The 21,523-nt window shown below is 68.2% G+C and carries 23 protein-coding genes; 10 read left to right on the forward strand and 13 right to left on the reverse strand.

Features of this window, described 5'->3' with window-relative positions; all coding sequences use genetic code 11:
* Positions 1-4: 4 nt before the first annotated feature.
* The 3 genes from ACQB60_RS37580 to ACQB60_RS37590 all read right to left on the reverse strand — a co-directional run bounded on the left by ACQB60_RS37580 (position 5) and on the right by ACQB60_RS37590 (position 3,615).
* On the reverse strand, positions 5-997 hold the full coding sequence (locus ACQB60_RS37580) for an ABC transporter permease (protein WP_496930575.1): 993 nt from the start codon (positions 995-997) through the stop codon (positions 5-7).
* A complete protein-coding gene (locus ACQB60_RS37585) occupies positions 990-1,913 on the reverse strand; it encodes an ABC transporter permease (RefSeq protein WP_496930576.1) in 924 nt (307 codons plus the stop codon). The genes ACQB60_RS37580 and ACQB60_RS37585 overlap by 8 nt, the downstream gene beginning before the upstream one ends.
* Positions 1,914-1,989: 76 nt before the next feature.
* The gene (locus tag ACQB60_RS37590; RefSeq protein WP_496930577.1) at positions 1,990-3,615 is read right to left on the reverse strand and encodes a peptide ABC transporter substrate-binding protein; all 1,626 of its coding nucleotides are present in this window, start codon (positions 3,613-3,615) and stop codon (positions 1,990-1,992) included.
* A gap of 540 nt (positions 3,616-4,155) precedes the next feature.
* On the opposite strand from ACQB60_RS37590, the gene ACQB60_RS37595 reads away from it, so the two are divergent.
* From ACQB60_RS37595 to ACQB60_RS37620, 6 genes are all read left to right on the forward strand, one after another.
* On the forward strand, positions 4,156-4,305 hold the full coding sequence (locus tag ACQB60_RS37595) for a hypothetical protein (RefSeq protein ID WP_496930578.1): 150 nt from the start codon (positions 4,156-4,158) through the stop codon (positions 4,303-4,305).
* A 519-nt stretch (positions 4,306-4,824) separates the two neighbouring features.
* The gene (locus ACQB60_RS37600) at positions 4,825-5,847 is read left to right on the forward strand and encodes an ABC transporter permease (protein WP_496930579.1); all 1,023 of its coding nucleotides are present in this window, start codon (positions 4,825-4,827) and stop codon (positions 5,845-5,847) included.
* 102 nt (positions 5,848-5,949) lie between these two features.
* Positions 5,950-7,734 carry an ABC transporter substrate-binding protein gene (locus ACQB60_RS37605; RefSeq protein WP_496930580.1) on the forward strand — a complete coding sequence of 595 codons (1,785 nt, stop codon included), beginning with the start codon at positions 5,950-5,952 and terminating at the stop codon, positions 7,732-7,734.
* 87 nt (positions 7,735-7,821) lie between these two features.
* Positions 7,822-8,802 carry an ABC transporter permease gene (locus ACQB60_RS37610; protein WP_496930581.1) on the forward strand — a complete coding sequence of 327 codons (981 nt, stop codon included), beginning with the start codon at positions 7,822-7,824 and terminating at the stop codon, positions 8,800-8,802.
* Positions 8,803-8,820: 18 nt separating this feature from the next.
* Positions 8,821-9,894, forward strand: a complete 1,074-nt coding sequence (locus ACQB60_RS37615; protein WP_496930582.1) for an ABC transporter ATP-binding protein — start codon at positions 8,821-8,823, stop codon at positions 9,892-9,894.
* Positions 9,895-9,920: 26 nt separating this feature from the next.
* Positions 9,921-11,042, forward strand: a complete 1,122-nt coding sequence (locus ACQB60_RS37620) for an ABC transporter ATP-binding protein (protein ID WP_496930583.1) — start codon at positions 9,921-9,923, stop codon at positions 11,040-11,042.
* Positions 11,043-11,177: 135 nt separating this feature from the next.
* On the opposite strand, the gene ACQB60_RS37625 is transcribed toward ACQB60_RS37620, so the two are convergent.
* Both ACQB60_RS37625 and ACQB60_RS37630 read right to left on the reverse strand, forming a co-directional pair.
* Entirely contained in the window at positions 11,178-11,903 is a 726-nt protein-coding gene (locus tag ACQB60_RS37625; RefSeq protein ID WP_496930584.1) for a hypothetical protein, read from the reverse strand.
* Positions 11,896-12,435: a SigE family RNA polymerase sigma factor gene (locus ACQB60_RS37630; RefSeq protein WP_496930585.1), complete on the reverse strand. Its 540-nt coding sequence runs from the start codon at positions 12,433-12,435 to the stop codon at positions 11,896-11,898. The genes ACQB60_RS37625 and ACQB60_RS37630 overlap by 8 nt, the downstream gene beginning before the upstream one ends.
* Before the next feature lie 107 nt (positions 12,436-12,542).
* Here ACQB60_RS37630 and ACQB60_RS37635 point away from each other — a divergent pair, with 107 nt between their 5' ends.
* On the forward strand, positions 12,543-13,640 hold the full coding sequence (locus ACQB60_RS37635; RefSeq protein ID WP_496930586.1) for a methyltransferase: 1,098 nt from the start codon (positions 12,543-12,545) through the stop codon (positions 13,638-13,640).
* 3 nt (positions 13,641-13,643) lie between these two features.
* Here ACQB60_RS37635 and ACQB60_RS37640 read toward each other — a convergent pair whose 3' ends face one another.
* The 4 genes from ACQB60_RS37640 to ACQB60_RS37655 form a co-directional block, all read right to left on the reverse strand.
* A complete protein-coding gene (locus tag ACQB60_RS37640; protein ID WP_496930587.1) occupies positions 13,644-14,189 on the reverse strand; it encodes a GNAT family N-acetyltransferase in 546 nt (181 codons plus the stop codon).
* Positions 14,190-14,307: 118 nt separating this feature from the next.
* Complete coding sequence (locus ACQB60_RS37645) at positions 14,308-14,586, reverse strand: hypothetical protein (RefSeq protein WP_384850299.1); 279 nt, start codon at positions 14,584-14,586, stop codon at positions 14,308-14,310.
* Between the two features lie 153 nt (positions 14,587-14,739).
* Positions 14,740-14,949 (reverse strand): DUF397 domain-containing protein, encoded by a 210-nt coding sequence (locus ACQB60_RS37650; RefSeq protein ID WP_496930588.1) that lies wholly within the window; start codon positions 14,947-14,949, stop codon positions 14,740-14,742.
* Between the two features lie 11 nt (positions 14,950-14,960).
* On the reverse strand, positions 14,961-15,842 hold the full coding sequence (locus ACQB60_RS37655) for a helix-turn-helix domain-containing protein (RefSeq protein ID WP_496930589.1): 882 nt from the start codon (positions 15,840-15,842) through the stop codon (positions 14,961-14,963).
* Between the two features lie 216 nt (positions 15,843-16,058).
* On the opposite strand from ACQB60_RS37655, the gene ACQB60_RS37660 reads away from it, so the two are divergent.
* The 3 genes from ACQB60_RS37660 (at position 16,059) to ACQB60_RS37670 (ending at position 17,297) form a co-directional block, all read left to right on the forward strand.
* Complete coding sequence (locus tag ACQB60_RS37660) at positions 16,059-16,541, forward strand: ATP-binding protein (protein WP_496930590.1); 483 nt, start codon at positions 16,059-16,061, stop codon at positions 16,539-16,541.
* 92 nt (positions 16,542-16,633) lie between these two features.
* Complete coding sequence (locus ACQB60_RS37665; RefSeq protein WP_496930591.1) at positions 16,634-17,014, forward strand: DUF6247 family protein; 381 nt, start codon at positions 16,634-16,636, stop codon at positions 17,012-17,014.
* Positions 17,007-17,297, forward strand: coding sequence for a hypothetical protein (locus tag ACQB60_RS37670; protein ID WP_496930592.1), 291 nt, complete (start codon positions 17,007-17,009; stop codon positions 17,295-17,297). The genes ACQB60_RS37665 and ACQB60_RS37670 overlap by 8 nt, the downstream gene beginning before the upstream one ends.
* A 98-nt stretch (positions 17,298-17,395) precedes the next feature.
* Here the strand turns inward: ACQB60_RS37670 and ACQB60_RS37675 are convergent, their stop codons facing one another.
* From ACQB60_RS37675 to ACQB60_RS37690, 4 genes are read right to left on the reverse strand one after another with little or no spacing between them, the layout of a single operon-like run.
* The gene (locus ACQB60_RS37675; RefSeq protein WP_496930593.1) at positions 17,396-18,562 is read right to left on the reverse strand and encodes an ABC transporter ATP-binding protein; all 1,167 of its coding nucleotides are present in this window, start codon (positions 18,560-18,562) and stop codon (positions 17,396-17,398) included.
* Positions 18,555-19,616, reverse strand: a complete 1,062-nt coding sequence (locus ACQB60_RS37680; protein WP_496930594.1) for an ABC transporter ATP-binding protein — start codon at positions 19,614-19,616, stop codon at positions 18,555-18,557. Before ACQB60_RS37680 ends, ACQB60_RS37675 begins: the two co-directional genes overlap by 8 nt.
* Before the next feature lie 11 nt (positions 19,617-19,627).
* Complete coding sequence (locus tag ACQB60_RS37685; RefSeq protein WP_496930595.1) at positions 19,628-20,581, reverse strand: ABC transporter permease; 954 nt, start codon at positions 20,579-20,581, stop codon at positions 19,628-19,630.
* Positions 20,574-21,503, reverse strand: coding sequence for an ABC transporter permease (locus ACQB60_RS37690; RefSeq protein WP_496930596.1), 930 nt, complete (start codon positions 21,501-21,503; stop codon positions 20,574-20,576). The genes ACQB60_RS37685 and ACQB60_RS37690 overlap by 8 nt, the downstream gene beginning before the upstream one ends.
* Positions 21,504-21,523: the final 20 nt, after the last annotated feature.

Raw genomic sequence — 21,523 nt, forward strand, 5'->3', positions numbered from 1 at the left:
GCGCTTACCTCAGCTTGGGGTCGAGGGCGTCGCGCACCGCGTCGCCGAGCATGATGAAGGCGAGCACGGTGATGCTCAGCGCGCCCGCGGGCCACAGGAGCATGTGCGGGGCGTTGCGGATGGACTCGGCCGCGTTCGAGATGTCGATGCCCCAGGAGACGGTGGGCGGGCGCAGGCCGACACCGAGGAAGGAGAGGGTCGCCTCCAGGGCGATGTAGGTGCCGAGGGCGATCGTCGCGACGACGATGACGGGCGCGACCGCGTTGGGCGCGACGTGGCGGAGCAGCATCCGGGAGCTGCTGGCGCCGAGCGCCCGGGCCGCGTGCACGTAGTCGTTCTGTTTCGCGGTGATCACCGAGCCGCGGGCGATGCGGGAGATCTGCGGCCAGCCGAGCAGCACGATGAAGCCGACGACCGGCCAGACCGTGGTGCTGGTGACGACCGAGAGCAGCACCAGGCCGCCGAGGATGATCGGGATGCCGAAGAAGATGTCGGCGATGCGGGAGAGCAGCGCGTCCCACCAGCCGCCGAAGAACCCGGCGAGCCCGCCGAGCACGCTGCCGAGGAGCGCGGCCCCGACGGTGGCGCAGACGCCGACGGTGATGGAGGCCCTGGCCCCGTACACGGTGCGGGTGTAGACGTCGCAGCCCTGCCGGTCGAAGCCGAAGGGGTGTCCTGGCGCGGGGCCCTTCTCGGACTGGGCGAGGTCGCAGTCGAGCGGGTCGCCGCTCGCGATCAGCTGCGGCCAGATCGAGATGATCACGAGGAAGAGGATCAGCAGCGCGGAGACGATGAAGATGGGGTTGCGGCGCAGCTCGCGCCAGGCGTCGGACCAGAGGCTGCGCGGCTTGGCCTGCGGCCCCGGCCCGCCGGCCCCGGGCCCCTTGCCCTCCAGGGTCTGGGCCTCGCTCATCGCGAGGTCCATGGCCCCGCCGCCGCCCGCGGCGGAGATCGACTGCTTCGGGTCGTAGCCGGGTTCGCTGTGCGGCTCAGGCATAACGGATCCTCGGGTCCAGGACCGCGTAGAGCAGGTCGACGAGCAGGTTGGCGAGGAGGAAGACGATGACGAGGATCGTCACGAAGCCGACCACGGTGGGGGCGTTGTTGCGCAGGATGCCCTGGTAGATCTGGAAGCCGACGCCATGGATGTTGAAGATCTTCTCCGTGACGATGGCGCCGCCCATGAGCGCCCCGATGTCGGTGCCGATGAAGGTGACCACGGGGATCAGCGAGTTGCGCAGCAGATGCCGGGTGATGATGCGGCGGCGCGGGAGTCCCTTGGCGACGGCGGTGCGCATGTAGTCGGCGCGGGCGTTCTCCGCGATGGAGGTCCGCGTCAGCCGGGTGACGTAGGCGAGGGAGACGAGCGCGAGCACGATGCCCGGCAGGATCAGCTCGTTGAAGGGGGCGTCCGGGGAGACCGTCGGCCGGATCACTCCCCATTTCACGCCGAAGAGGTACTGGAGTACGTAGCCGCTCACGAAGGTCGGGATGGAGATCACGATCAGCGTGAGGATGAGCACCGAACTGTCGATCACACGGCCCTTCTTGAGGCCGCTGAGCACGCCGAGCGTGATGCCGACGACGAGCTCGATCACGATCGCGACGATCGTCAGACGCAGCGTCACGGGGTAGGCGGCGGCGAGGAGTTCGGTGACCTTCTGGCCGTTGAAGGCGGTGCCGAAGTTCCCCTGGAAGATCTGCCCCATGTAGTGCAGGTACTGCTTCCACAGCGGCTGATCGAGATAGAGGTCCTTGCGGATGCGGGCGGCGGTGGCGGGGTCGGGCGCCTTGTCGCCGAAGAGGGCCGCGACCGGGTCACCGAGCGCGTACACCATGAGGAAGATCAGAAACGTGCTGCCGATGAACACGGGGATCATCTGGAGCAGGCGCCGGATCACATAGCGTCCCATGTCAGTCTGGCTCCGGGGTGGGGGTACGGTCCGGGGGCCGCCCCCGCAGTGCGCGGGAACGGCCCCCGGAGATGGGCTACTTGACCTTGATCTGGTCGTAGACCGGGACGCTGAACTGGTTGAGGGTCACGTCCGAGACGTTCTCCGAGTAGCCGGCGCTGCCGTTCTGGTACCAGAGCGGGATCGACGGCATCTGCTGGGCGAGGATCTTCTCGGCGTCCTGGAAGTCCTTGACGGCCGCGCTCGCGTCGGACTCCTTGTTCGCCTTGTCCACGAGGGCGTCGAAGTCCTTGTTGTTGAACTTCCCGTAGTTGGAGGAGGCGCCGGTGTAGAAGAGCGGCTGCAGGAAGTTCTGGATGAGCGGGTAGTCGGCCTGCCAGCCGGAGCGGAACGGCCCGGTCATCTTGAAGTTGGACATCTGGTTCTTGAAGTCCGCGAAGGTGCCGATCGGGTTGACCGTGCACACCGCGCCCTTGCCGAGCGCCTTGTTGATGCTGTTGCAGACGGCGTCCATCCACTCGCGGTGCGAGCCGGTGTCGACGTTCGAGGTGACGGTGACCTTGCCGCCGGGCAGCCCGCCGCCCTCTTCGATCAGCTTCTTCGCCTGCGCGGGGTCGTACGTGCAGGCGTCGCCGCAGATGTCGTCCTTGTAGCCGCCCTTGTCGCCGAGGGCGGGCGAGGTCCAGTCCTTGGCGGGGGTGCGGGTCTCCTGGAAGATCTGCTTGGTGATCTCGTCACGGTTGATCGCCATGGACAGACCCCGACGGACCTTCTCCATCCCCTCCTTGCCCCAGTTCTTGTCGTAGAGCGGGAAGACCAGGGTCTGGACGATGAGGGCGGGCTGGTTGATGTAGCGGTCGCCCAGGTCGTTCTTGACGTTCTTGAGCTGCTTGGCCGGCACGTCGTCGACGAGGTCGAGGTTGCCCGCCATCAGGTCGGTGTAGGCGGTGTTGTTGTCGGTGTAGACGATGAGGTCCACGCCCGCGTTCTGCGCCTTGTCTTCGCCCTTGTACCCGTCCCACTTCCGGAGCTTCATCGAGGAGCCCTTGGTGTACGAGTCCACCGTGTAGGGGCCGTTGCCGACGGGCTTCTTCAGCCAGCCGTCGTGGTCCTTGAAGAAGGACTGGGGCAGCGGCGAGAACGCCTGGTAGCCGAGCGTCTGCGGCCAGGTCGAGAACTTCTCCTTCAGTTTCACCGTGAAGGTCTTGTCGTCCTTGACCGCGAGGCCGGACATGGTCTTCGCGGAGGCGTTGCCGTTCTCCGGGTGGACCTTGTCGTAGCCCTCGATGTTGGCGAAGAAGGGCGCGTTGTTCTGCTTGTTGTCGATGTTCGCGCCGTAATTCCAGGCGTCCACGAACGACTTCGCGGTGACCTTCTCACCATTGCTGAAGGTCCAGCCGTCCTTGAGCGTGACGGTGAAGTTCTGCGAGTCCGAGGTGTCGATCTTCTCGGCGACCATGTCCTTGGCCTCGCCGGTCTTCGGGTCGTACTTCTTGAGGCCCCGGAAGAGCATGTCCATGACCTTGCCGCCCTGGACCTCATTGGTGTTCGCCGGCTCGACCGGGTTCTGCGGGTCGCCCCACGAGGACTTCACGATGCCGGAGCCGTCGCCTCCACCGCTGCTGCCCCCGCCGCAGGCCGTCACCGCGAGGGCGACGACGACCGCTCCTGCGGCCCACTTGGCGTGCGTGGCTCCACGCATGGGATGCCTCCTGTTTTCCGACATGACTGTTGCTTGAGCACTTCTTGGGCACTTAGGGCCAAATACACCGCAGACACGGTGATAGCGCACCTTTACGGCCTCTTTCCGTGGCTACTGCGACAGAAAACCCCCTGGATGGCATACGCGGAGGGGGCGCTCGCCGGGGCGGGCGCCCCCTCGGTGCGGGGGTGCGCCGGGGGGCGCCGTACGGGCCGATCGCGGAACTCCCGTACGACATCGGCCAATTGATATCCGCTCAGCTTTCGGCGGCATCCAGAAAAGGGAGCCAGGAAAAGCCCGGACGAAGCACGGACGGAGCCCGGACGGAGCCCGGACGAAATCATTCGTTGACACCCGAGAATTGGCATGCGTAGCGCGCGGGCACTCACGAGAAAGAAGGGAGGCAGTGAGAATGGCGCACACGACCATGCGCTGCGTATTCACGGTCACAGCTGTTACCGCACTCTCCGGCACGCCGCCCCAGGCTGCCGCGATCCCTATGTCACGTTCAAGGCCCCGGACAACGGGGACCGCGTCGGAATGACCTTCAAGGCGATCCGCAAGCAGCGCACGTTCCGGCTGCGCGCCCGAATTCACCTGGAAAACACCGGCCACGGGCACCTGGACTCTCCTCAAGATCAAGACCAAGACCAAGATCAAGACCAAGCCGTACCGACCGCGCACCACTGAGGTCACCGGCGTCCGCGCGGGCGCCCCGCGCGCGGCCCAGGCCATGAAGGCACTGTCCGAAAAGATCGGCACCCCCTTGGCCGCCCCGGGCGCCCGCACCGCCGACATCGCGCGCACCGCGGAGGTCGGCTTCGCCGACTGTCCGAAACCCGCCGCCGAGAACCCCCGGACGACGCTCGCCCGCCTCGCCACCCGGGGCGCCGCCCCGCCCGCCCCGGATGCACGTCACCGGATGCACGTCACCGGATGTACGCATTCCGAGATGCTCACGCCCGCTTATCGGACTCAATGCCGGAATTGCCCCCATGCAAGAGGCTGGGCATCTCACCTTGGACACATCAAGGTAAAGTACGAGTAATGTTCCGGTTATCTAAAGGTCAAGGACCCAAAGGCCACGCCAAGTCAATTCAGAATTCATTGACCGTACGCGAAATGCCTTGAAAAGGTCGCGCCTAGCCCGTAGACCCCGCTTCAGCGGACACCTGCGGACCCCCTACGACTGTCCGCGCCAGGAGCGCCATGACCTCCTCAACACCTGCCACTGCCGCCACCCTTGAGGTGACGGACGAGACCGGCACCGCACCTCCGCCCAACGGCCAGGGCAGCAAAGGACGTTCACCGGGCCGGCTGGCCTGGATCCGCTTCCGGCGCGACCGCGCGGGCGTGATCTCCGCCTGCGTCGTGATCTTCTTCTTCGTCATCGCGCTGTGTGCGCCGTTGATCGCGAAGGTGTACGGGAAAGATCCGTACACCACATACGGCATGGACGATCCCACGCTGCTCAACGAGTTCAACAACCCGATGAAGCCCAACGGCGGCATCGACGGGGAGTTCTGGTTCGGCCTCGAACCAGGGCTGGGGCGCGATGTGTTCACCTTCCTGCTCTACGGCATCCGCAACTCCCTGCTGATCGCGACCGCGACGACGTTGCTCGTGGTGCTGCTCGGGGTCGTCGTCGGCGTCACCGCCGGCTATGTCGGTGGCCGGACGGACTACTTCATCGGCCGGGTCATCGACATCCTGCTCGCCTTCCCCTCCACGCTCTTCTACATCGCCTTCTTCCCGGTGATGATCTCGATCCTGGTCGCCCCGGAGGACAAGACTCCGATGTGGCTGACCATCACCAGCCTCATCACGGTGATGACTGCCTTCGGCTGGGCCCCCCTCGCACGGCTGCTGCGCGGTGAAGTGCTCGCCCTGCGCGAGCGGGAGTACGTCGAGGCGGCGAAGGTCACGGGAGCGTCTCCGGCCCGCATCATCTTCAAGGAGCTCCTCCCCAACCTGTGGACGCCGATCCTGATCCAGGCCACGCTCCTGCTGCCGCTGTTCGTCACCACCGAGGCCGGTCTCGCCTTCCTCGGTGTCGGACTCGACCTTTCCACGCCGGACTGGGGGGTGATGATCCAGAAGGGCTCCGAGGTCTACGAGGACGACATCACGTTCATGGCCTTCCCCGGCATCGCCATGGTGGTCTTCGTGGTGGCCTTCAACCTTCTCGGCGACTCGGTCCGCGACGCGCTCGATCCGAAGACCAAACGCTGACGCACAGTCGCTCCCCCGCGACCGGCCCGCGCGACGGGGCCGAGCCGGACCGCGGTGCACCACCGCTCTTCTGTCTCCTTCACACACAGGGTTGGTAGCCACATGTCGATCTCCCGCAGAAACCTCCTCATCGCCACATCGGCGGCAGCGGGCGGTTCGCTCGTCCTGTCCGCGTGCAGCAGCGGCGGTGGCTCGGACAGCAGCAAGCCCCCGAAGGGCGGAGCCACCAAGTACACGGCCGCAGAGGTGAAGATCGGCACCAAGAAGGAATCGACCGGCCCCGCGCCCGAGGTCCCCGGCTCCCGGAAGGGCGGCACCATCTACGGCGTCGCCGCCTCCGACGTCTCGCACCTGGACCCGCAGCGCATCTACTTCGCGTACAACTCGTCGATCGCCAACCTTTTCGCGCGCGGCCTCACCGGCTACTACACCGACATGGAGGGGCACCAGACCCTCGTCGGCGACCTGGCCACCGACACGGGCACGTCCTCCGCCGACAAGAAGACCTGGACCTTCACGCTGAAGGAGGGCCTGAAGTGGCAGGACGGCAGCGAGCTCACCCTCGACGACGTCCGGCACGGCTTCGAGCGCGCCTGGGCCCCGTTCATCACCGAGGGCGCCGCCTACGTCCAGCAGGCCCTGACAGGCAAGGGCGCCAAGTGGCGTGACGCGTACGAGGGTCCGTACAAGGGCAAGCACCTGGACTCCATCGTGACCGACAAGAAGAAGCGGACGATCACGTTCAAACTGGCGGAGCCCCGGCCGGACTTCAACTTCACGCTGGCGATGCACTCCTACTGCGCCACGCCCGTGAAGCACGACACCAAGGAGAAGTACGACAAGGCGCCCTTCTCCTGCGGCCCGTACATCGTCAAGCACCGCTCCATCGACAAGTCGATGACCCTGACCCGCAACAAGTACTGGGACCCGAAGACCGACCCGATCCGCACCGCCTACCCGGACAGCTTCGAGTTCGAGTTCGGGCCGACCCAGCTGGAGTCCAACGACCGCTTCATCGCGGACCAGGGCAACGACAAGCAGATGGTCGCCCTCTACGAGCCCATCCCGGCCGAGCGCATGCAGAAGGTGCTCACCACCTCCGACATCAAGAAGCGCAGCTTCAACGGCCTGTCGTCGGGCACGTACTACTTCGCGATCAACATGAAGCGCGTCACCGACGTCGAGGTGCGCAAGGCCCTGCTGATCGCCTGGCCGCTGGAGCAGAGCCGTCGCATCTACGGCGGCGTCGCCGCGGGTGACTACGCGACGACGATCCTCAGCCCCGACATCATCGGCTACGACAAGTTCGACATCTACGGCAAGCTGAAGAAGCCCGAGGGCGACGTGAAGCGGGCCCACGACATCCTGAAGAAGGCGGACAAGCTCGGCACGAAGATCGTGTACGCCTTCCCGCGGCGGCCTTCCTACGAGAAGACCAAGATCATCATCGAGAAGAACCTGAAGGCGGCCGGCTTCGACCCGGTCCTCAAGCCCCTCAACGACACGGACTACTACGACCAGGTGCAGCGCCTGGACAACAAGTACGACGTGATGTGGTTCGGCTGGTCCCCGGACTGGCCGACCGCCTACACGATGATGCAGCCACTCATGGACGGCGCCGCGATCGGCAACGGGCAGAACAACGTCTCCCAGGTGAACATCCCCTGGATCAATGAGGCGATCAAGAAGAACGCCGTGATCCCGGACCCGAAGGAAGCCGGCAAGGCGTGGGCCGCCCTGGACAAGCGGATCATGACGGAGGTCGTGCCGATCATCCCGGAGACCTTCCAGCGCCGCTGGTACCTGCACGGCTCCAAGGTCGGCGGCGCCATCCACGACCCGCAGTTCGCCGCGACGCTGCTCACCAAGACCTACGTCAAGGCCTGACGAACGGCCCTGGGGGGCGGGCTCCCCACACCCGAGCCCGCCCCCGCCACCCCTTCCTCAACGGCATCCGTCAGGGACCCAACTGCCATGCTCCGCTTCCTCATTCGCCGCATCATCGGCGGCGCGGTGATCCTGCTGATCATCAGCGCGATCGTCTTCCTCCTCTTCTACACGGCCCCGCGTGACCCCGCGCGGCTGGCCTGCGGCAAGGTGTGCCCGCCCGAGACGCTGGCGCTGGTGAAGCGCAACCTGGGGATCGCCGACCCCATTCCGGTGCAGTACTGGCACTGGTTCGAGGGCCTCTTCGTCGGGCGCGACTACGACGCGTACGGCTTCTGCGACGCGCCTTGTCTCGGCTACTCGTTCCGCAATCGCGAACCGGTCCTCGGTACGATCCTCGACCGCTTCCCGACGACCCTCTCGCTGTCCCTCGGCGCCGCGTTCGTGTTCGTCATCTTCGGCGTGGGCACCGGCATGCTGGCCGCCGTCAAGCAGGGCAAGGCCGTCGACAAGATCGCGTCATCGGCCTCGCTGATCGCGTCCTCAATGCAGATCTACGTCGTCGGCGTCTTCGCGGTGTACTTCCTGACCGTCCAGCTCCACTGGCTGGACCGGCCCTCGTACACCCCGTTCTCGGAGAACCCCGGCAAGTGGTTCTCGGGCCTGCTCATCCCTTGGCTGGTCCTGGCGCTGATCTTCACCGCGAACTACACACGCATGACCCGCTCGCAGATGGTCGAGACGATGAACGAGGACTACGTCCGCACAGCCCGGGCCAAGGGCCTGTCGCGCCGTACGGTCTTCTTCCGCTTCGCCTGGCGGGGTGCGATGGGACCAATCGTCACGATCTTCGGTCTCGACCTGGGCGTACTGCTCGGCGGAGCCATCATCACCGAGCAGACCTTCGCCCTGCACGGCATCGGCCAGCTGTCGGTGAAGGCGGTCGACACCAGCGATCTCCCGCTGCTGCTCGGCGTGGTCCTCGTGGCCGCCGCCGCGATCGTCGTGTCCAACATCGTCGTCGACGCCCTGTACGCGCTGATCGACCCGCGCGTCCGGCTGGCCTAGGGAGACGAGAGAGAACTCATGAGCACTTCCATCAGCAAGTCCCCCTCGGCGGCCTCTTCTTCCGACTCCAGTGACCCCTTCCTCTCCGTTCGCAATCTGCGCGTCCACTTCTCCACCGAGGACGGCGTCGTCAAGGCGGTCGACGACCTCGACTTCGAGCTGGAGCGCGGCCGCACCCTCGGCATCGTCGGCGAGTCCGGCTCGGGCAAGTCCGTCACCAACCTCGCGATCCTGGGCCTGCACGACAAGGCGAACACCGCGATCGACGGGGAGATCCTCCTCGACGGAAAGGAGTTGATCACCGCCACCGAGCGCGAGCTGGAGCAGCTGCGCGGCAACAAGATGGCGATGATCTTCCAGGACGCCCTCGCCTCTCTGTCGCCCTACCACACGATCGGGCAACAGATCGGCGAGACCTTCCGCAAGCACACCGGCGCCTCCAAGAAGGAGGCGCGGGACCGGTCGGTGGAGATGCTGCGGAAGGTCGGCATCCCGCAGCCCGACCTGCGCGTCGACGACTACCCGCACCAGTTCTCGGGCGGCATGCGGCAGCGCGCGATGATCGCGATGTCGCTGGTCTGCAACCCGGCCCTGCTGATCGCGGACGAGCCGACCACGGCCCTCGACGTAACGGTCCAGGCCCAGATCATGGACCTCCTGAAGGACCTCCAGCAGGAGTTCGGCACGGCGATCATCTTCATCACGCACGACCTCGGTGTGATCGCGGACATCGCGGACGACATCCTGGTGATGTACGGCGGGCGCTGCGTGGAGCGCGGCAGCAAGCGCCAGGTGCTCCGGTCGCCTCAACACCCCTACACCTGGGGCCTGCTGGGCTCGATGCCGTCCCTGACCGGCCCGGTGGACGTGCCGCTGTCGCCGATCCCCGGCACCCCGCCCAGCCTGCTCACCCCGCCCACCGGCTGCCGCTTCCACCCCCGCTGCTCCTTCACCGAGCAGGTCGAGGGCGGCCGCTGCTCCGGTGAGCTGCCGCTCCTCGACCTCACCGAGGGCCGGGGCGCCGCGTGCCACCTCACGGCGGAGCAGCGGACCGCGTTCTTCGCGGACTTCGCGGGCACACGGGCCAACTGACGTACGAGCGACGGGATTTCACCACCATGAGCAGCACCGCTCCGGCGACGGACAGCACTCCCCCGGCGGACACCACCGCTCCCGCCCCGCTTCTGGACGTCAAGGGCCTGACCAAGCACTTCCCGGTCATGGGCGGCTTCCCCATCAAGCGCAAGATCGGCGCGGTCCAGGCCGTCGACGGGCTCGACTTCAGCATCACCGAGGGCGAGAGCCTGGGCCTGGTCGGCGAGTCCGGCTGCGGCAAGTCGACTACGGGACGCCTGGTAACGCGCTTGCTGGAGCCCACGGGGGGTCGGATTTCCTACCGGGGCAAGGACATCACGCACGCCTCCCGGAAACAGCTCGCCCCGATCCGCCCCGAGATCCAGATGATCTTCCAGGACCCGTACGCGTCCCTGAACCCGCGCCAGACGGTCGGAAAGATCATCTCGGGGCCGATGGAAGTCAACGGCATCAACCCGGCGGGTGGGCGGGAGGCGCGCGTCCGCGAGCTCCTGGAGACGGTCGGCCTCAACCCCGAGCACTTCAACCGCTTCCCGCACGAGTTCTCCGGCGGACAGCGTCAACGCATCGGCGTGGCACGGGCATTGGCGCTCCAGCCGAAGCTGATCGTCGCGGACGAGCCGGTGTCGGCGCTGGACGTCTCCATCCAGGCGCAGGTGGTGAACCTGCTGCAGAAGCTCCAGAAGGAGCTCGGCATCGCGTTCCTGTTCATCGCGCACGACCTGGCGGTGGTCCGCCACTTCTCGCAGCGGGTCGCGGTGATGTACCTGGGCCGCATCGTGGAGATCGCGCGACGCGAGGACCTGTACGGAAATCCGCGGCATCCGTACACGAGGGCGCTGCTCTCGGCGGTGCCGGAGGTGGACATCTCGCCGGAGCCGCAGGACGCCGCGGCGGTCGGAGCCGCCGGGGCCGCCCAGGCCCGCCGCGAGCGGATCCTGCTCACGGGCGACGTCCCCTCCCCCGTCAACCCGCCCTCGGGCTGCCGCTTCCGCACCCGCTGCTGGAAGGCGACGGAGCGGTGCGCGAGCGAGACGCCGACGCTGGTGCGGATCGACGGGAACCGGGACCAGCACCTGACGGCATGTCACTACCCGGAGGACCCTGCCGACTTGGTGGTCCCTGGAGCGCGCAAGTCGCTGTGACCTGCCCTGACACCCGGTGCGTCCGGCCGGCCCACCCATTGACCCGAGCAGGGCGCGACCGGCGCACCGGGGCCCTCGGGGGCCAGGGGCAGGGGTCATGGATCAGGGGCCGGGGCACGGGTCGGAGGCCGGGGGTCAGCGGCGGCCCTGGCCGCCGTCCAGCGTCTCCAGGATCGACATCCACTTCTTGCCGTGCTCCAGGTACACCTTCAGCCGGCCCATCTGCTGCCCCTCCGGCCCTGTGTAGGACACCGTCGCGCCCTCGACGTGGCGGAGCATGCCGCAGTTCTGGAGGACGGTCTCCAGGTGCTGGTACATGTCCTGCATATGGGCCCGCTGCGTGAACTCGACGTAGCGGTGCCGGGCCTCGGCCTCGCGGTCGCCGTCGTACGTCCAGGCGTACCGGATGCTGTCGGGTTCGGCGCCCAGGCCCATGGTCGGGCAGCCGACGCCGGCGAGGCCGACCTTCCCGAGGGGGAGGTTCGCGTCGCCCCCTCGTTCCCGTTCCCGCCAGTGCCACGTCCCGTACCCCGGCAGCTGCTCCGCGCGCGGCAGGTGCACGACGCCGTCCTTCTTGTACGGGGTGTCGCCCTCCCCGTAGCTGGCGGTGGCCGTGACCGAGTCGGCCGGGGGCACGTCGCGGCCCCCGCCACCGCGCCCGCTCCCGTCCCCTCCCCCGGGCGCCGCCGCCACCCACGCCAGCACGACCGCCGCCACGACCACCACCGTGGCCATCGCCCCCACGGCCCGGCGCCGTGCCGTCCGCCGGGCGCCGCGCGCCCGCAGGACCGCCGGGTCCGGCAGCCGCACCACCACCCCGTCGAGCAGCTCCTCGACCGGCCCTTCCTGAATGTCAGCCATGGTGGGCAACCCCCTCGTCCACGTGGAACACGAGCAGCTCGCCGAGCACCTTGCGGGCCCGGGTGAGGCGGGTGCGCACGGCGCCGTTCGACGAGCCGGTCTCGCGTGCCACCTGCTCCACCGACAGGTCGAGGAGGTGGAAGAGCACCACCGCCTGCCGCTGCTGGGGCGGGAGTTCGCGCAGTGCCTCGATCAACGCCACCCGGTCCGGGGAGAGTTCGGGCACATCGGCGGCCGCTCCGTGGCGCAGCTGGGCGCGCAGCCGGTTGCGGGTGCGGCGCCAGGTGCTGATCGCAAGGCGCGAGGCCACGGTCCGCACCCACGGCAGCGGGTCGCCCTCCCGGGTCAGCCGCTCCCACCGCTGCCAGGCCCGCACATACGCCTCCTGCACCGCGTCCTCCGCCTCCGCGAGGTCCCCCGTCATGGCGTAGACCGCGGCGACCAGGCGCTTGGACGTCGCGCCGTAGAAGGCGTCGAAGTCGGCTGCGCCGGCGCCCTGTTCACGTTCACGTTCACCGTGACCGCTCGCCATGGCCCTCCCCCTCGGTCCCCTGCTCTCCTCTTGCGCGCTTCTCCGCGCTCTCCTCTTGTCCAGGACACGCCTGGCGGCCCCGGGACGTTACACAGCACCCTGACAACATGACGGACGTACCGACACCGAGCAGCAGCCCCGACCCCTCCGCCCACTCCCACGCCGACGACACCACCCAAGCCACCCAGGACACCCAGGCCGCCCAAGCTGCCGACGCCGCCTTCGCGTTGCTGGACATGACCCTCGGTCACCTCTACTCCTCCGCGCTGCGCGCCGCGGCCGCGCACCGCATCGCCGACCACCTGTCCGAAGGCCCGCTCGGCGCCGAGGAGTTGGCGACCCGCTCGGGCACGCACGCGCCGTCCCTGCGCCGCGTGCTGCGGCTGCTCTCCATGCGCGGGATCTTCCGAGAGGACGAGCACGGCGCGTTCCACCTCACCCCGGCGGCGGCCCTGCTCGCCGAGTCGGCGCCGGGATCCCAGCGGGACGGGATCCTCTTCCTCACCGCCGAGAGCATGACCCGGTCGTTCGCGGGCCTCGACGAGACCGTGCGCACCGGCGTCCCGGGCTTCGAAGCGGCGTACGGCACGCCCTACTTCGACTACGTGGCGAACTCCGCCGCGGAGCAGGAGCTCTTCGACCGGGGCATGGCGGCCTTCTCGGGGCCGGTGGACGAGGTCGTCTCGGCCGCATACCCGTTTCCCGCGAGCGGCACCGTCGTGGACGTCGGCGGCGGCCGCGGCGGCTTCCTGCGGTCGGTCCTGGCCCGCAACCCCGGCCTGTCCGGCGTCCTCTTCGACCAGCCGCACACGGTGGCGGAGCACGCCCTCGACACCAAGGAGCTCGCGGGCCGCTGGCGCGCGGAGTCGGGGGACTTCTTCGCGGCGGTGCCGGAGGGCGGGGACGTGTACGTCCTCAAGCACATCCTGCACGACTGGAACGACGACGAGGCACTGCGCATCCTGCGCGCGATCCGCACGGCGATCGCGCCCGGCGGCCGCCTCGTCGCCGTCGACACGGTGCTCCCCACGGGCAACGACCCGCACCCCGGCAAGGCCCTCGACATCGTCATGCTGGCCGCCCTCAAGGGCAGGGAGCGCACGGAGGCCGAGTTCGGCGCCCTGTTCGCGCAGGGCGGCTTCCGCCTGACCCGGGTCGTCCCGACGCCGACGGTGCCCTCGCTCGTGGAGGCTGAACCGGTGTGAGGGCTACGGGCGCGCCACCCCGGCGCGCCCGTCCGACGCCAGCCGCGCATGCAGCTCCACGTCGTACCGCACCCCGTCGTACGCCAGCTTCTGCCGCTGCACGCCCTCCACCACGAACCCGGCGGCCCGCGCCACCGCGCACGACGCCGGGTTGTTGACGCGATGCCCCAACTCCAGCCGGAACAGGCCGAGTTCACCGAAGGCCCACTGGGCGAGGGCCGCACACCCGCGCGACGCCACGCCCCGCCCCCGCGCCTGCGGCGCCGTCCAGTACGAGACCCAGCCCACGTCGTGCGTACGGTTCACCGCACTCACGGCGACGTTGCCGAGGGCGGCGCCGTCACCCGCGTCCGCCACCGCGAAGGCGTACGCCACGTCCGCCTCCCGGTCGGCCGCGCGCCGAGCGATCCAACGCCCGGCATCAGCAAGTGAGTTGATGGGCTCGTCGGCCTGGCGCCCCATCTCGGGGGCGGCGAAGGCGGCAAGGACGGCGCCCGCGTCCCGGGCCTCCCAGGGCCGCAGCACGAGGCCCCCACCTATGTCGATCACGCGCCCATCCTGCCGTACGGGGAGTGGCCGCGGCACGCACACGAAGGGGCCGCGCCCCCGGTGGAAGGCGCGGCCCCCGGTCCCCCGAGGTGGCTTCGGCTCAACTGGCCGGGTCGGCTCAGCTGTCCACGTAGAGGTCGAAGTCCCAGGGCGACTCCTGGCAGTCGTAGACCGTCCACTTGCCGTGGGACAGGCCCCAGTCGCCGACGGTCTTGCACTCGTTCAGGGTCCAGTAGTCGTCGTAGAACGTCATGCCCTGGACCTTCGAGTGGCCTGAGCCGGTGGACCCGGACGGCGCGGCGGAGGCCGACGTCGCGGTGAGAGGCACCGCCACCATGGCCGCCCCCGCGACCACGCCCGCGATCCTCGCCAGGGTCTTCCTGCTTGCCCTTGCCATGAAACTCACTCCCCGTGCGGGAACGCGTCCTTTCTTGCTCCCCCGTTTCAGGAGCTCATTGCGTTCCCTCGACTGCCTCCACCATGACGGGGGCGGGCGGTGGGCCGGAACCTCAGAGGTCTGAGGGGCACCTTCAGCTTGAGTGACGGGCCATCACACACCAGGGATTTGGCCGCCGTTGGCCTGAATACTGCGGATGAGTCCACGAAGGGCCTCGGGGGACGCCGTGGCGATCTCGTCGGGCCGGTCGCTCTCGCGCAGACAGGTGCGACCGGAGGGGTCACTCGGGTCGGTGGCCAACTCGATGCATTCGCCCTCTCCGCCACCGCTGAATGAGGACTTCTGCCATACGAGTTGGCTCATGACTCTCCTTCTCACAAGCTGTACATCACGTGCTGGATCAGGCTCAGCGAGTCCCGTGCCTTGTGCGACTCAGGAGCCGCCTCGGGGTCCACCGGAGCCAGGGCCAAGGTCGCGAGCCGCTCGAACATTTTGCCGTACTCATCGATGTGTTCTCCATCCCGCAGGAATACCGAGTTCAGCGGGTGCTCCAGGTAGACGGTGTCAAGCTCCGGCGCCGCGCCCCCGAAGATCGCGAACGAGCGACTGTACGCGGAGTACGCACCTGCCTCGAACGGGAAGATCTGCAGTGTCACGTGCGGCAGCCGGGCCACCTCGATCAACCGCAACAGCTGATTGCGCATCGTCTGCGGCCCGCCGATCCGAGCGTGCAGAGCCGCCTCGTGAATGATCGCCCGATACGGCACAGGATTGTCTGAGGTCAGGACCCGCTGACGCGCCAGCCGGAACTCCCCGTAGCGATCGGCCCGGCTCTGGTCGCCCTCGGTCTCGCTGAGCACAGCGCGCGCGTAGCCCTCCGTCTGCAACAGGCCGGGGACGAAGAGCGGCTCATGGGTACGGAGGTTGGCCGACATTCCCTCAAGTTCCGCCAGATTACGGGCCGTTGGGCCGATGACGTCACGGAAGTCGTCCCACCAGCCTGCGCCCGACTCCTGGGCCATCTCCATAAGTCCGTCGAAGTACGGGCCCACCGGACAACCGTACGCACGCAGCACCTTGTACAAGCGGTTACGGGATACGTCGATGCGCCCCGCCTCGATATGGCTGATGCGCGTCCGCTCCCCATCAAGAACCTTGGCCGCGTCGTCGGTGGACATCCGAGCCCGGAGACGCAATTTGCGCAACTCGGCCCCCAGCCGCTGCTGCCGTTCGCTCGGCATGCTCCGTGGTGGCATGTTCCCTCCCTGTGGCCGTGCGCAGTGTGCCGCGATCTCACACCAGCCGTCGACCAGCCGACCGTCGCATCACCCACACGGGGCAAGTGTTGCGTTCACGATTGAACTCACCTCACGCATGACCGTACCTTCAGAGTGCCCGAGTAGCGGAAGTACCCCCGCCCACAACGGAGTTGGCGGACCTGGTCACCGCGCACCCCACCCAAGAGAGCCCTCATGGCCGACCCATCCCACCCCCGCCACCCTCACCACCCCCACTCCGCCGACGTCTCCCTCGTCTTCCCGCCCGACCCCGCCTGGGTCCGCACCGCCCGCGACACCGTGCGCACCCTGCTCACCACCACTGGGCACTCCGAACTCACCGACACAGCTGTCCTGTTGACCTCCGAAGCCGTCACCAACGCCATCAACGCGTGCACGACCCAAGCCTGCACCGCCCCGGTGACGCTCTTCGCCGGGTGGGCCGGCCCCCATCCGGACGGAGCGCGGCTCCGCGTCCTCGTCCACGACGAAGCCCTCGGCCTCCCCGTCTGCGAGCCCGCCGCCGATGACGACGAGACCGGGCGCGGCATGCGGCTCGTCGCTCACAGCGCCGACGCCTGGGGGGTCTGCAGACACGGGCCGGGACAGGGCAAAGCAACCTGGTTCGAGCTGGAGGCCAGGGCACTGGAAGTCAGGGCGCTGGCGGCGCCGGGATGAGTTATCCACAGGCTCAGTCGGCCCTACAGCCGCACGGGTACGCTGGCGAGCAGTGGGCAGACCGGCGACGTACCGACCCGAGGAGCCAGCGCATGAGCACAGCCCCGCACTCCGCCTCCGGCGACTCTGTCGCACCCCAGCCCGCGAGCACCCCGGAGGACCTGCGGGCCGCCCTCGCCCGGCTCGCCCCCGACGCACTGCCCACGTTCGACGCCGAGCGCGCCGCCGCGCTGCGGATGGCCCGCGATCAGGTCAGCGCCGCTCCCATGCGCCGCTTCGTCGGCCAGTGGGCCGTCTACGTCGCGGTGGAACGTCACCCGGAGCGGGCGGCCCGCCTGCGCGCTCTGGAGGCACGTGCAGCCACCACCGAGAGCCTCGACGAGGCACGCTCCCTCGCCTCCGAGATCGGCCGGATTCTCGACGCCTCGTGCGCCGAGGCCGGGATCGAGCGCGACGCGAGGCCACATGAGTGACCTTGAGGAGTGGCGCTGGGAGTACGACCCGGACGCCGAGCATGTCGTGGCCGGGTTCCCAGCCCACATCGTCGACGAAGTCGAGCGCCTCGCGGGCGAGCTCGTCGCTCTGGCCAAGGTAGGAGTCGACGTAACCGATATCGGAGAGGGACCGCGACGCGGCGTCCCCGGCGGAGTCCGCCGCATTCCCCTGCTCACCGACGGCTGGTTCTACGCACTCCCGGTGCCACGGCTGCACCTGATCGCGATCACTCGCGTCATCCCTCCATTCGACTGCCTGTAGCGCGAGAGGCACACGCACAAGCGGGGGCGCCCCGAGCCAACTCCTGCTCGGGGCGCCCCCGTTCACGTACGGTCAAAGACCTCGCACGCGTCACACGGCTACGCCGCGTGCACCACGTCCTTCTCCTCGGCGAAGTGGCACGCCGACTCGTGTGCCGCCGGGGTGTCCTGGCCCGCGAAGCGCTCGGGGATCGCGAGCACCGGGATCTCCTTCGAGCAGCGCTCCTCCGCCTTCCAGCAGCGGGTGCGGAAGCGGCAGCCGGACGGCGGATTGGCGGGAGACGGCACGTCGCCCGACAGAATGATCCGCTCGCGGCCCTCCCGTGCCTCCGGGTCGGGAACCGGCACCGCGGACAGCAGCGCCTGGGTGTACGGGTGCGTCGGGTGCTCGTAGATCTGCTCGTCCGTGCCGATCTCGGCCATCTTGCCGAGGTACATGACCCCGACCCGGTCGGAGATGTGCCGGACGATCGACAGGTCGTGCGCGATGAAGAGGTAGGAGAGGTTGAACTCGTCCTGGAGCTTCTCCATCAGGTTGATGACCTGCGCCTGGACGGACACGTCCAGCGCCGAGACCGGCTCGTCGCAGATGATGATCTCGGGGTTGAGCGCCAGGCCGCGGGCGATGCCGATGCGCTGGCGCTGACCGCCCGAGAACTGGTGCGGGTAGCGGTTGATGTACTCGGGGTTCAGGCCGACCACGTCCAGGAGTTCCTGGACCTTCTGACGCCGCGAACCCTTCGGGGCCACCTCCGGGTGGATCTCGAAGGGCTCCCCGATGATGTCGCCCACCGTCATACGGGGGTTGAGCGACGTGTAGGGGTCCTGGAACACCATCTGGATGTTGCGGCGGACCGCCTTCAGCGCGCGCCCGGACAGCTTGGTGATGTCCTGGCCCTTGTAGAAGACCTCGCCCGCCGTGGCGCGTTCGAGCGTCATGAGGAGCTTGGCGACCGTGGACTTGCCGCAGCCGGACTCGCCCACGATGCCGAGCGTCTCACCCTGGTACAGGTCGAAGGAGATGCCGTCGACGGCCTTGACCGCGCCGATCTGCTTCTTGATCAGGATGCCCTGGGTGAGCGGGAAGTGCTTCACCAGGTTGCGGACCTGGAGGATCGGCTCGCCGCGCTCTACGGGCGCCTCGATCGCCGCGACCGCTTCTTCGGCCGTCGCCGCGTCGACCGTTTCCACCTCGGAGACGTTCGGGGTGGCGTCCGCGGCGTCCGCGGGCCCGTCGTTCTTGTCGAGCTTCTTGGGCTCAGCCATGGATCGTCTCCTTCCAGAAGTGGCAGGCGCTGCCACGGCCCGCCAGTGCCGTGCCGTCCTGCTCGGTGACCGGCACCAGGGCCGGGATCTCCGTGCGGCAGACGTCCTGCGCCTTGGGGCAGCGCGGGTTGAAGGCACAACCCCCGGGAATCTTCAGCAGGTTGGGCGGCAGACCCTTGATCGCATACAGCTCCTGGCCCTTCTGGTCCAGGCGCGGGATCGAGTCGAGCAGACCGCGCGTGTACGGGTGCGCGGGGCGCTTGTACAGCTCGTGCACCGGCGCCGTCTCCACGATCCGGCCCGCGTACATGACCGCGATCTTGTCGGCCACGTCCGCGACCACGCCCAGGTCGTGCGTGATGAGGATGAGCCCCATGTTGTACTCGCGCTGGAGCTCGGCCAGCAGGTCCATGACCTGGGCCTGGACCGTCACGTCGAGAGCCGTGGTCGGCTCGTCGGCGATGATCAGGTCCGGTTCCAGGGCGAGCGCCATCGCGATCATGATGCGCTGGCGCATGCCGCCGGAGAACTGGTGCGGGTAGTCGTTCACCCGCTCCTTGGCCGCCGGGATCTTGACCTTGTCCATCAGCTCGATGGCCTTGGCCTTGGCCTGCTTGCGGCTGAGGCCCTCGTGGACGCGGAACATCTCGCCGAGCTGGTAGCCGACGGAGAGGACCGGGTTCAGCGAGGACAGCGCGTCCTGGAAGATCATGGCGATCTTCTGGCCGCGGATCTTCCGGCGCTCCTCGTTGGACATCTTCAGCATGTCCTGGCCGCGGAAGAGGATCTCGCCCTGCGGGATCTTGCCGGGCGGCATGTCGAGGATGCCCATGATGGCCTGCGCCGTCACGGACTTGCCGGAGCCGGACTCACCGAGCACGGCGAGCGTCTCGCCCGCGTCCACGCTGTAGTTGACGCCGTTGACGGCCTTGACCACGCCCTCACGGGTGTGGAACTCGACGTGCAGGTCCTTCACGTCGAGGAGCCGGCCGCTCTTTTCCTCGCCCGAGCGGGGGGCGGGAACCGAGTCTGTCTTGAGGTCGATGCTGGTCACGTACGCCTCCCTCAGCGCAGCTTCGGGTCGAGGGCTTCGCGCACGGCGTCGCCCATCATGATGAAGGCCAGCACCGTGATGCTGAGCATGCCCGCCGGGAAGAGGAGGACGTGCGGGTTGTTGCGGATGCTCTCCGTGGCGTCGGAGATGTCGCCGCCCCAGGAGATGGCGCCGCTGGCGAGACCGAGGCCGAGGTACGACAGCGTGGACTCGGCCACGATGTACGTGCCCAGGGAGATGGTCGCGACGACGATCACCGGGGCGATCGCGTTCGGCAGGATGTGCCGGAACAGGATCCGCTTGGTGCCCGCGCCGAGCGCCCGTGCCGCCATCACGTAGTCCGCGTGCTTGGTGGTGATGACCGCGCCGCGCATCACGCGGGCGATCTGCGTCCAGCCGAGGAAGGCCAGGGCGCCCATGACGACCCAGACCGTGCGGTTGGTGAAGGCGTTCAGGACGACCATGGCGCCGAGCAGGAACGGGATGCCGAAGAACACGTCGGTGATACGGGACAGCAGGCTGTCCCAGAAGCCGCCGAAGTATCCGGCGAGCATGCCGACCAGGCCGCCGAAGACGGTCACCAGGAGCGTCACGCCGACACCGACCATGATCGAGTTCCGCGTGCCGTACATGACCCGGGAGTAGACGCTGCGTCCGGTCCGGTCGTAACCCCACCAGTCTTCCTGGAAGAAGTGGCCGAGCTCGGGCTTGCCGAGGAAGTGGTTGACCTGGTCGCCGGAGCCCGGGTCCGCCGAGGTGAACAGGCCGGGGACGGCCGCCACCACGAGCAGGAGCAGGATCAGCACCGCGGATATCACGAACAGCGGGTTGCGCCGCAGGTCGCGCCAGGCGTCGGCCCAGAGGCTGCGGGGCTTGCCCGGAGCCGGGTTCGCGGAGACCGAACGGGTCGGAGCGGTCGGCGCGGAAGTCTCCTCCGCGGCCGCGGTCTTGGTGGTGTCAGGCATAACGGATCCTCGGGTCCAGGACCGCGTAAAGCAGGTCGACGATCAGGCTGGCCAGGAGGTAGACGAGCACCAGGACGGTGACGATGCCGACGATGACCGCGCCCTCACGCCGCTGCAGCGCGGTGAAGAGGAGGTTGCCGACGCCCGTCACGTTGAAGATGCCCTCGGTGATGACCGCGCCGCCCATCAAGGTGCCGATGTCGGTACCGAGGTAGGTGACCACGGGGATCAGCGAGTTGCGCAGCAGATGGCGGGTGATGATCCGCCGGCGCGGGAGCCCCTTGGCGACGGCCGTGCGCATGTAGTCGGCCGACCGGTTCTCGGCGATGGAGGTGCGCGTCAGACGCGCCACATAGGCCAGGCCGACCATGCCGAGGACCACGGCGGGGACGAGCAACTGCCCCATGTTCTCGGAGTCCTGGACCGTGGGTGTGATCACGTTCCACTCGTTGCCGAGGTACAGCTGGCAGAGCAGACCGATCACGAAGATCGGGACCGAGATGACGATCAGCGTGAACAGCGTGACCGTGTTGTCGATGACGCGGCCGCGCCGTACGCCCGCGAGCACGCCCAGGCTGATGCCGACGACGAGCTCGAACGTCCAGGCCATGGCCGCGAGCCGCAGCGAGACCGGGAACGCCTGCGTGATCTCGTCGAGCACGGGCCGGTTGCCCGCGATGGTGTTGCCGAAGTCCCCCTGGAACAGGCCGCCCATGTAGTGCAGGTACTGCTGCCAGAGGGGCAGGTCCAGACCGCGGTCGTGCTTGATCTGCGCGACCTGCGTGGGGTCCGGCGGCTTGTCTCCCCAGAGCGCGGCCACGGGGTCACCGGGGAGCACGTTGACCATCAGGAAGATCAGCAGGGTTGTCCCGATGAAGACCGGGATCATCTGGAGCAGTCGCCGTGCGACGTAGCGCCCCATAGGTGCCTCCGTCCATTGCG

Origin of the sequence: Streptomyces odontotermitis, assembly GCF_050510915.1 — a bacterium.
In the GTDB taxonomy this organism is placed as follows: Bacteria; Actinomycetota; Actinomycetes; order Streptomycetales; family Streptomycetaceae; genus Streptomyces.

Bases quoted from the DNA above. Each gene is read 5' to 3' on its own strand.
- ACQB60_RS37580 (WP_496930575.1), bottom strand. From the start codon at position 997: ATGCCTGAGCCGCACAGCGAACCCGGCTACGACCCGAAGCAGTCGATC.
- ACQB60_RS37585 (WP_496930576.1), bottom strand. From the start codon at position 1,913: ATGGGACGCTATGTGATCCGGCGCCTGCTCCAGATGATCCCCGTGTTC.
- ACQB60_RS37590 (WP_496930577.1), bottom strand. From the start codon at position 3,615: ATGCGTGGAGCCACGCACGCCAAGTGGGCCGCAGGAGCGGTCGTCGTC.
- ACQB60_RS37595 (WP_496930578.1), top strand. From the start codon at position 4,156: ATGACCTTCAAGGCGATCCGCAAGCAGCGCACGTTCCGGCTGCGCGCC.
- ACQB60_RS37600 (WP_496930579.1), top strand. From the start codon at position 4,825: ATGACCTCCTCAACACCTGCCACTGCCGCCACCCTTGAGGTGACGGAC.
- ACQB60_RS37605 (WP_496930580.1), top strand. From the start codon at position 5,950: ATGTCGATCTCCCGCAGAAACCTCCTCATCGCCACATCGGCGGCAGCG.
- ACQB60_RS37610 (WP_496930581.1), top strand. From the start codon at position 7,822: ATGCTCCGCTTCCTCATTCGCCGCATCATCGGCGGCGCGGTGATCCTG.
- ACQB60_RS37615 (WP_496930582.1), top strand. From the start codon at position 8,821: ATGAGCACTTCCATCAGCAAGTCCCCCTCGGCGGCCTCTTCTTCCGAC.
- ACQB60_RS37620 (WP_496930583.1), top strand. From the start codon at position 9,921: ATGAGCAGCACCGCTCCGGCGACGGACAGCACTCCCCCGGCGGACACC.
- ACQB60_RS37625 (WP_496930584.1), bottom strand. From the start codon at position 11,903: ATGGCTGACATTCAGGAAGGGCCGGTCGAGGAGCTGCTCGACGGGGTG.
- ACQB60_RS37630 (WP_496930585.1), bottom strand. From the start codon at position 12,435: ATGGCGAGCGGTCACGGTGAACGTGAACGTGAACAGGGCGCCGGCGCA.
- ACQB60_RS37635 (WP_496930586.1), top strand. From the start codon at position 12,543: ATGACGGACGTACCGACACCGAGCAGCAGCCCCGACCCCTCCGCCCAC.
- ACQB60_RS37645 (WP_384850299.1), bottom strand. From the start codon at position 14,586: ATGGCAAGGGCAAGCAGGAAGACCCTGGCGAGGATCGCGGGCGTGGTC.
- ACQB60_RS37650 (WP_496930588.1), bottom strand. From the start codon at position 14,949: ATGAGCCAACTCGTATGGCAGAAGTCCTCATTCAGCGGTGGCGGAGAG.
- ACQB60_RS37655 (WP_496930589.1), bottom strand. From the start codon at position 15,842: ATGCCACCACGGAGCATGCCGAGCGAACGGCAGCAGCGGCTGGGGGCC.
- ACQB60_RS37660 (WP_496930590.1), top strand. From the start codon at position 16,059: ATGGCCGACCCATCCCACCCCCGCCACCCTCACCACCCCCACTCCGCC.
- ACQB60_RS37665 (WP_496930591.1), top strand. From the start codon at position 16,634: ATGAGCACAGCCCCGCACTCCGCCTCCGGCGACTCTGTCGCACCCCAG.
- ACQB60_RS37670 (WP_496930592.1), top strand. From the start codon at position 17,007: ATGAGTGACCTTGAGGAGTGGCGCTGGGAGTACGACCCGGACGCCGAG.
- ACQB60_RS37675 (WP_496930593.1), bottom strand. From the start codon at position 18,562: ATGGCTGAGCCCAAGAAGCTCGACAAGAACGACGGGCCCGCGGACGCC.
- ACQB60_RS37685 (WP_496930595.1), bottom strand. From the start codon at position 20,581: ATGCCTGACACCACCAAGACCGCGGCCGCGGAGGAGACTTCCGCGCCG.
- ACQB60_RS37690 (WP_496930596.1), bottom strand. From the start codon at position 21,503: ATGGGGCGCTACGTCGCACGGCGACTGCTCCAGATGATCCCGGTCTTC.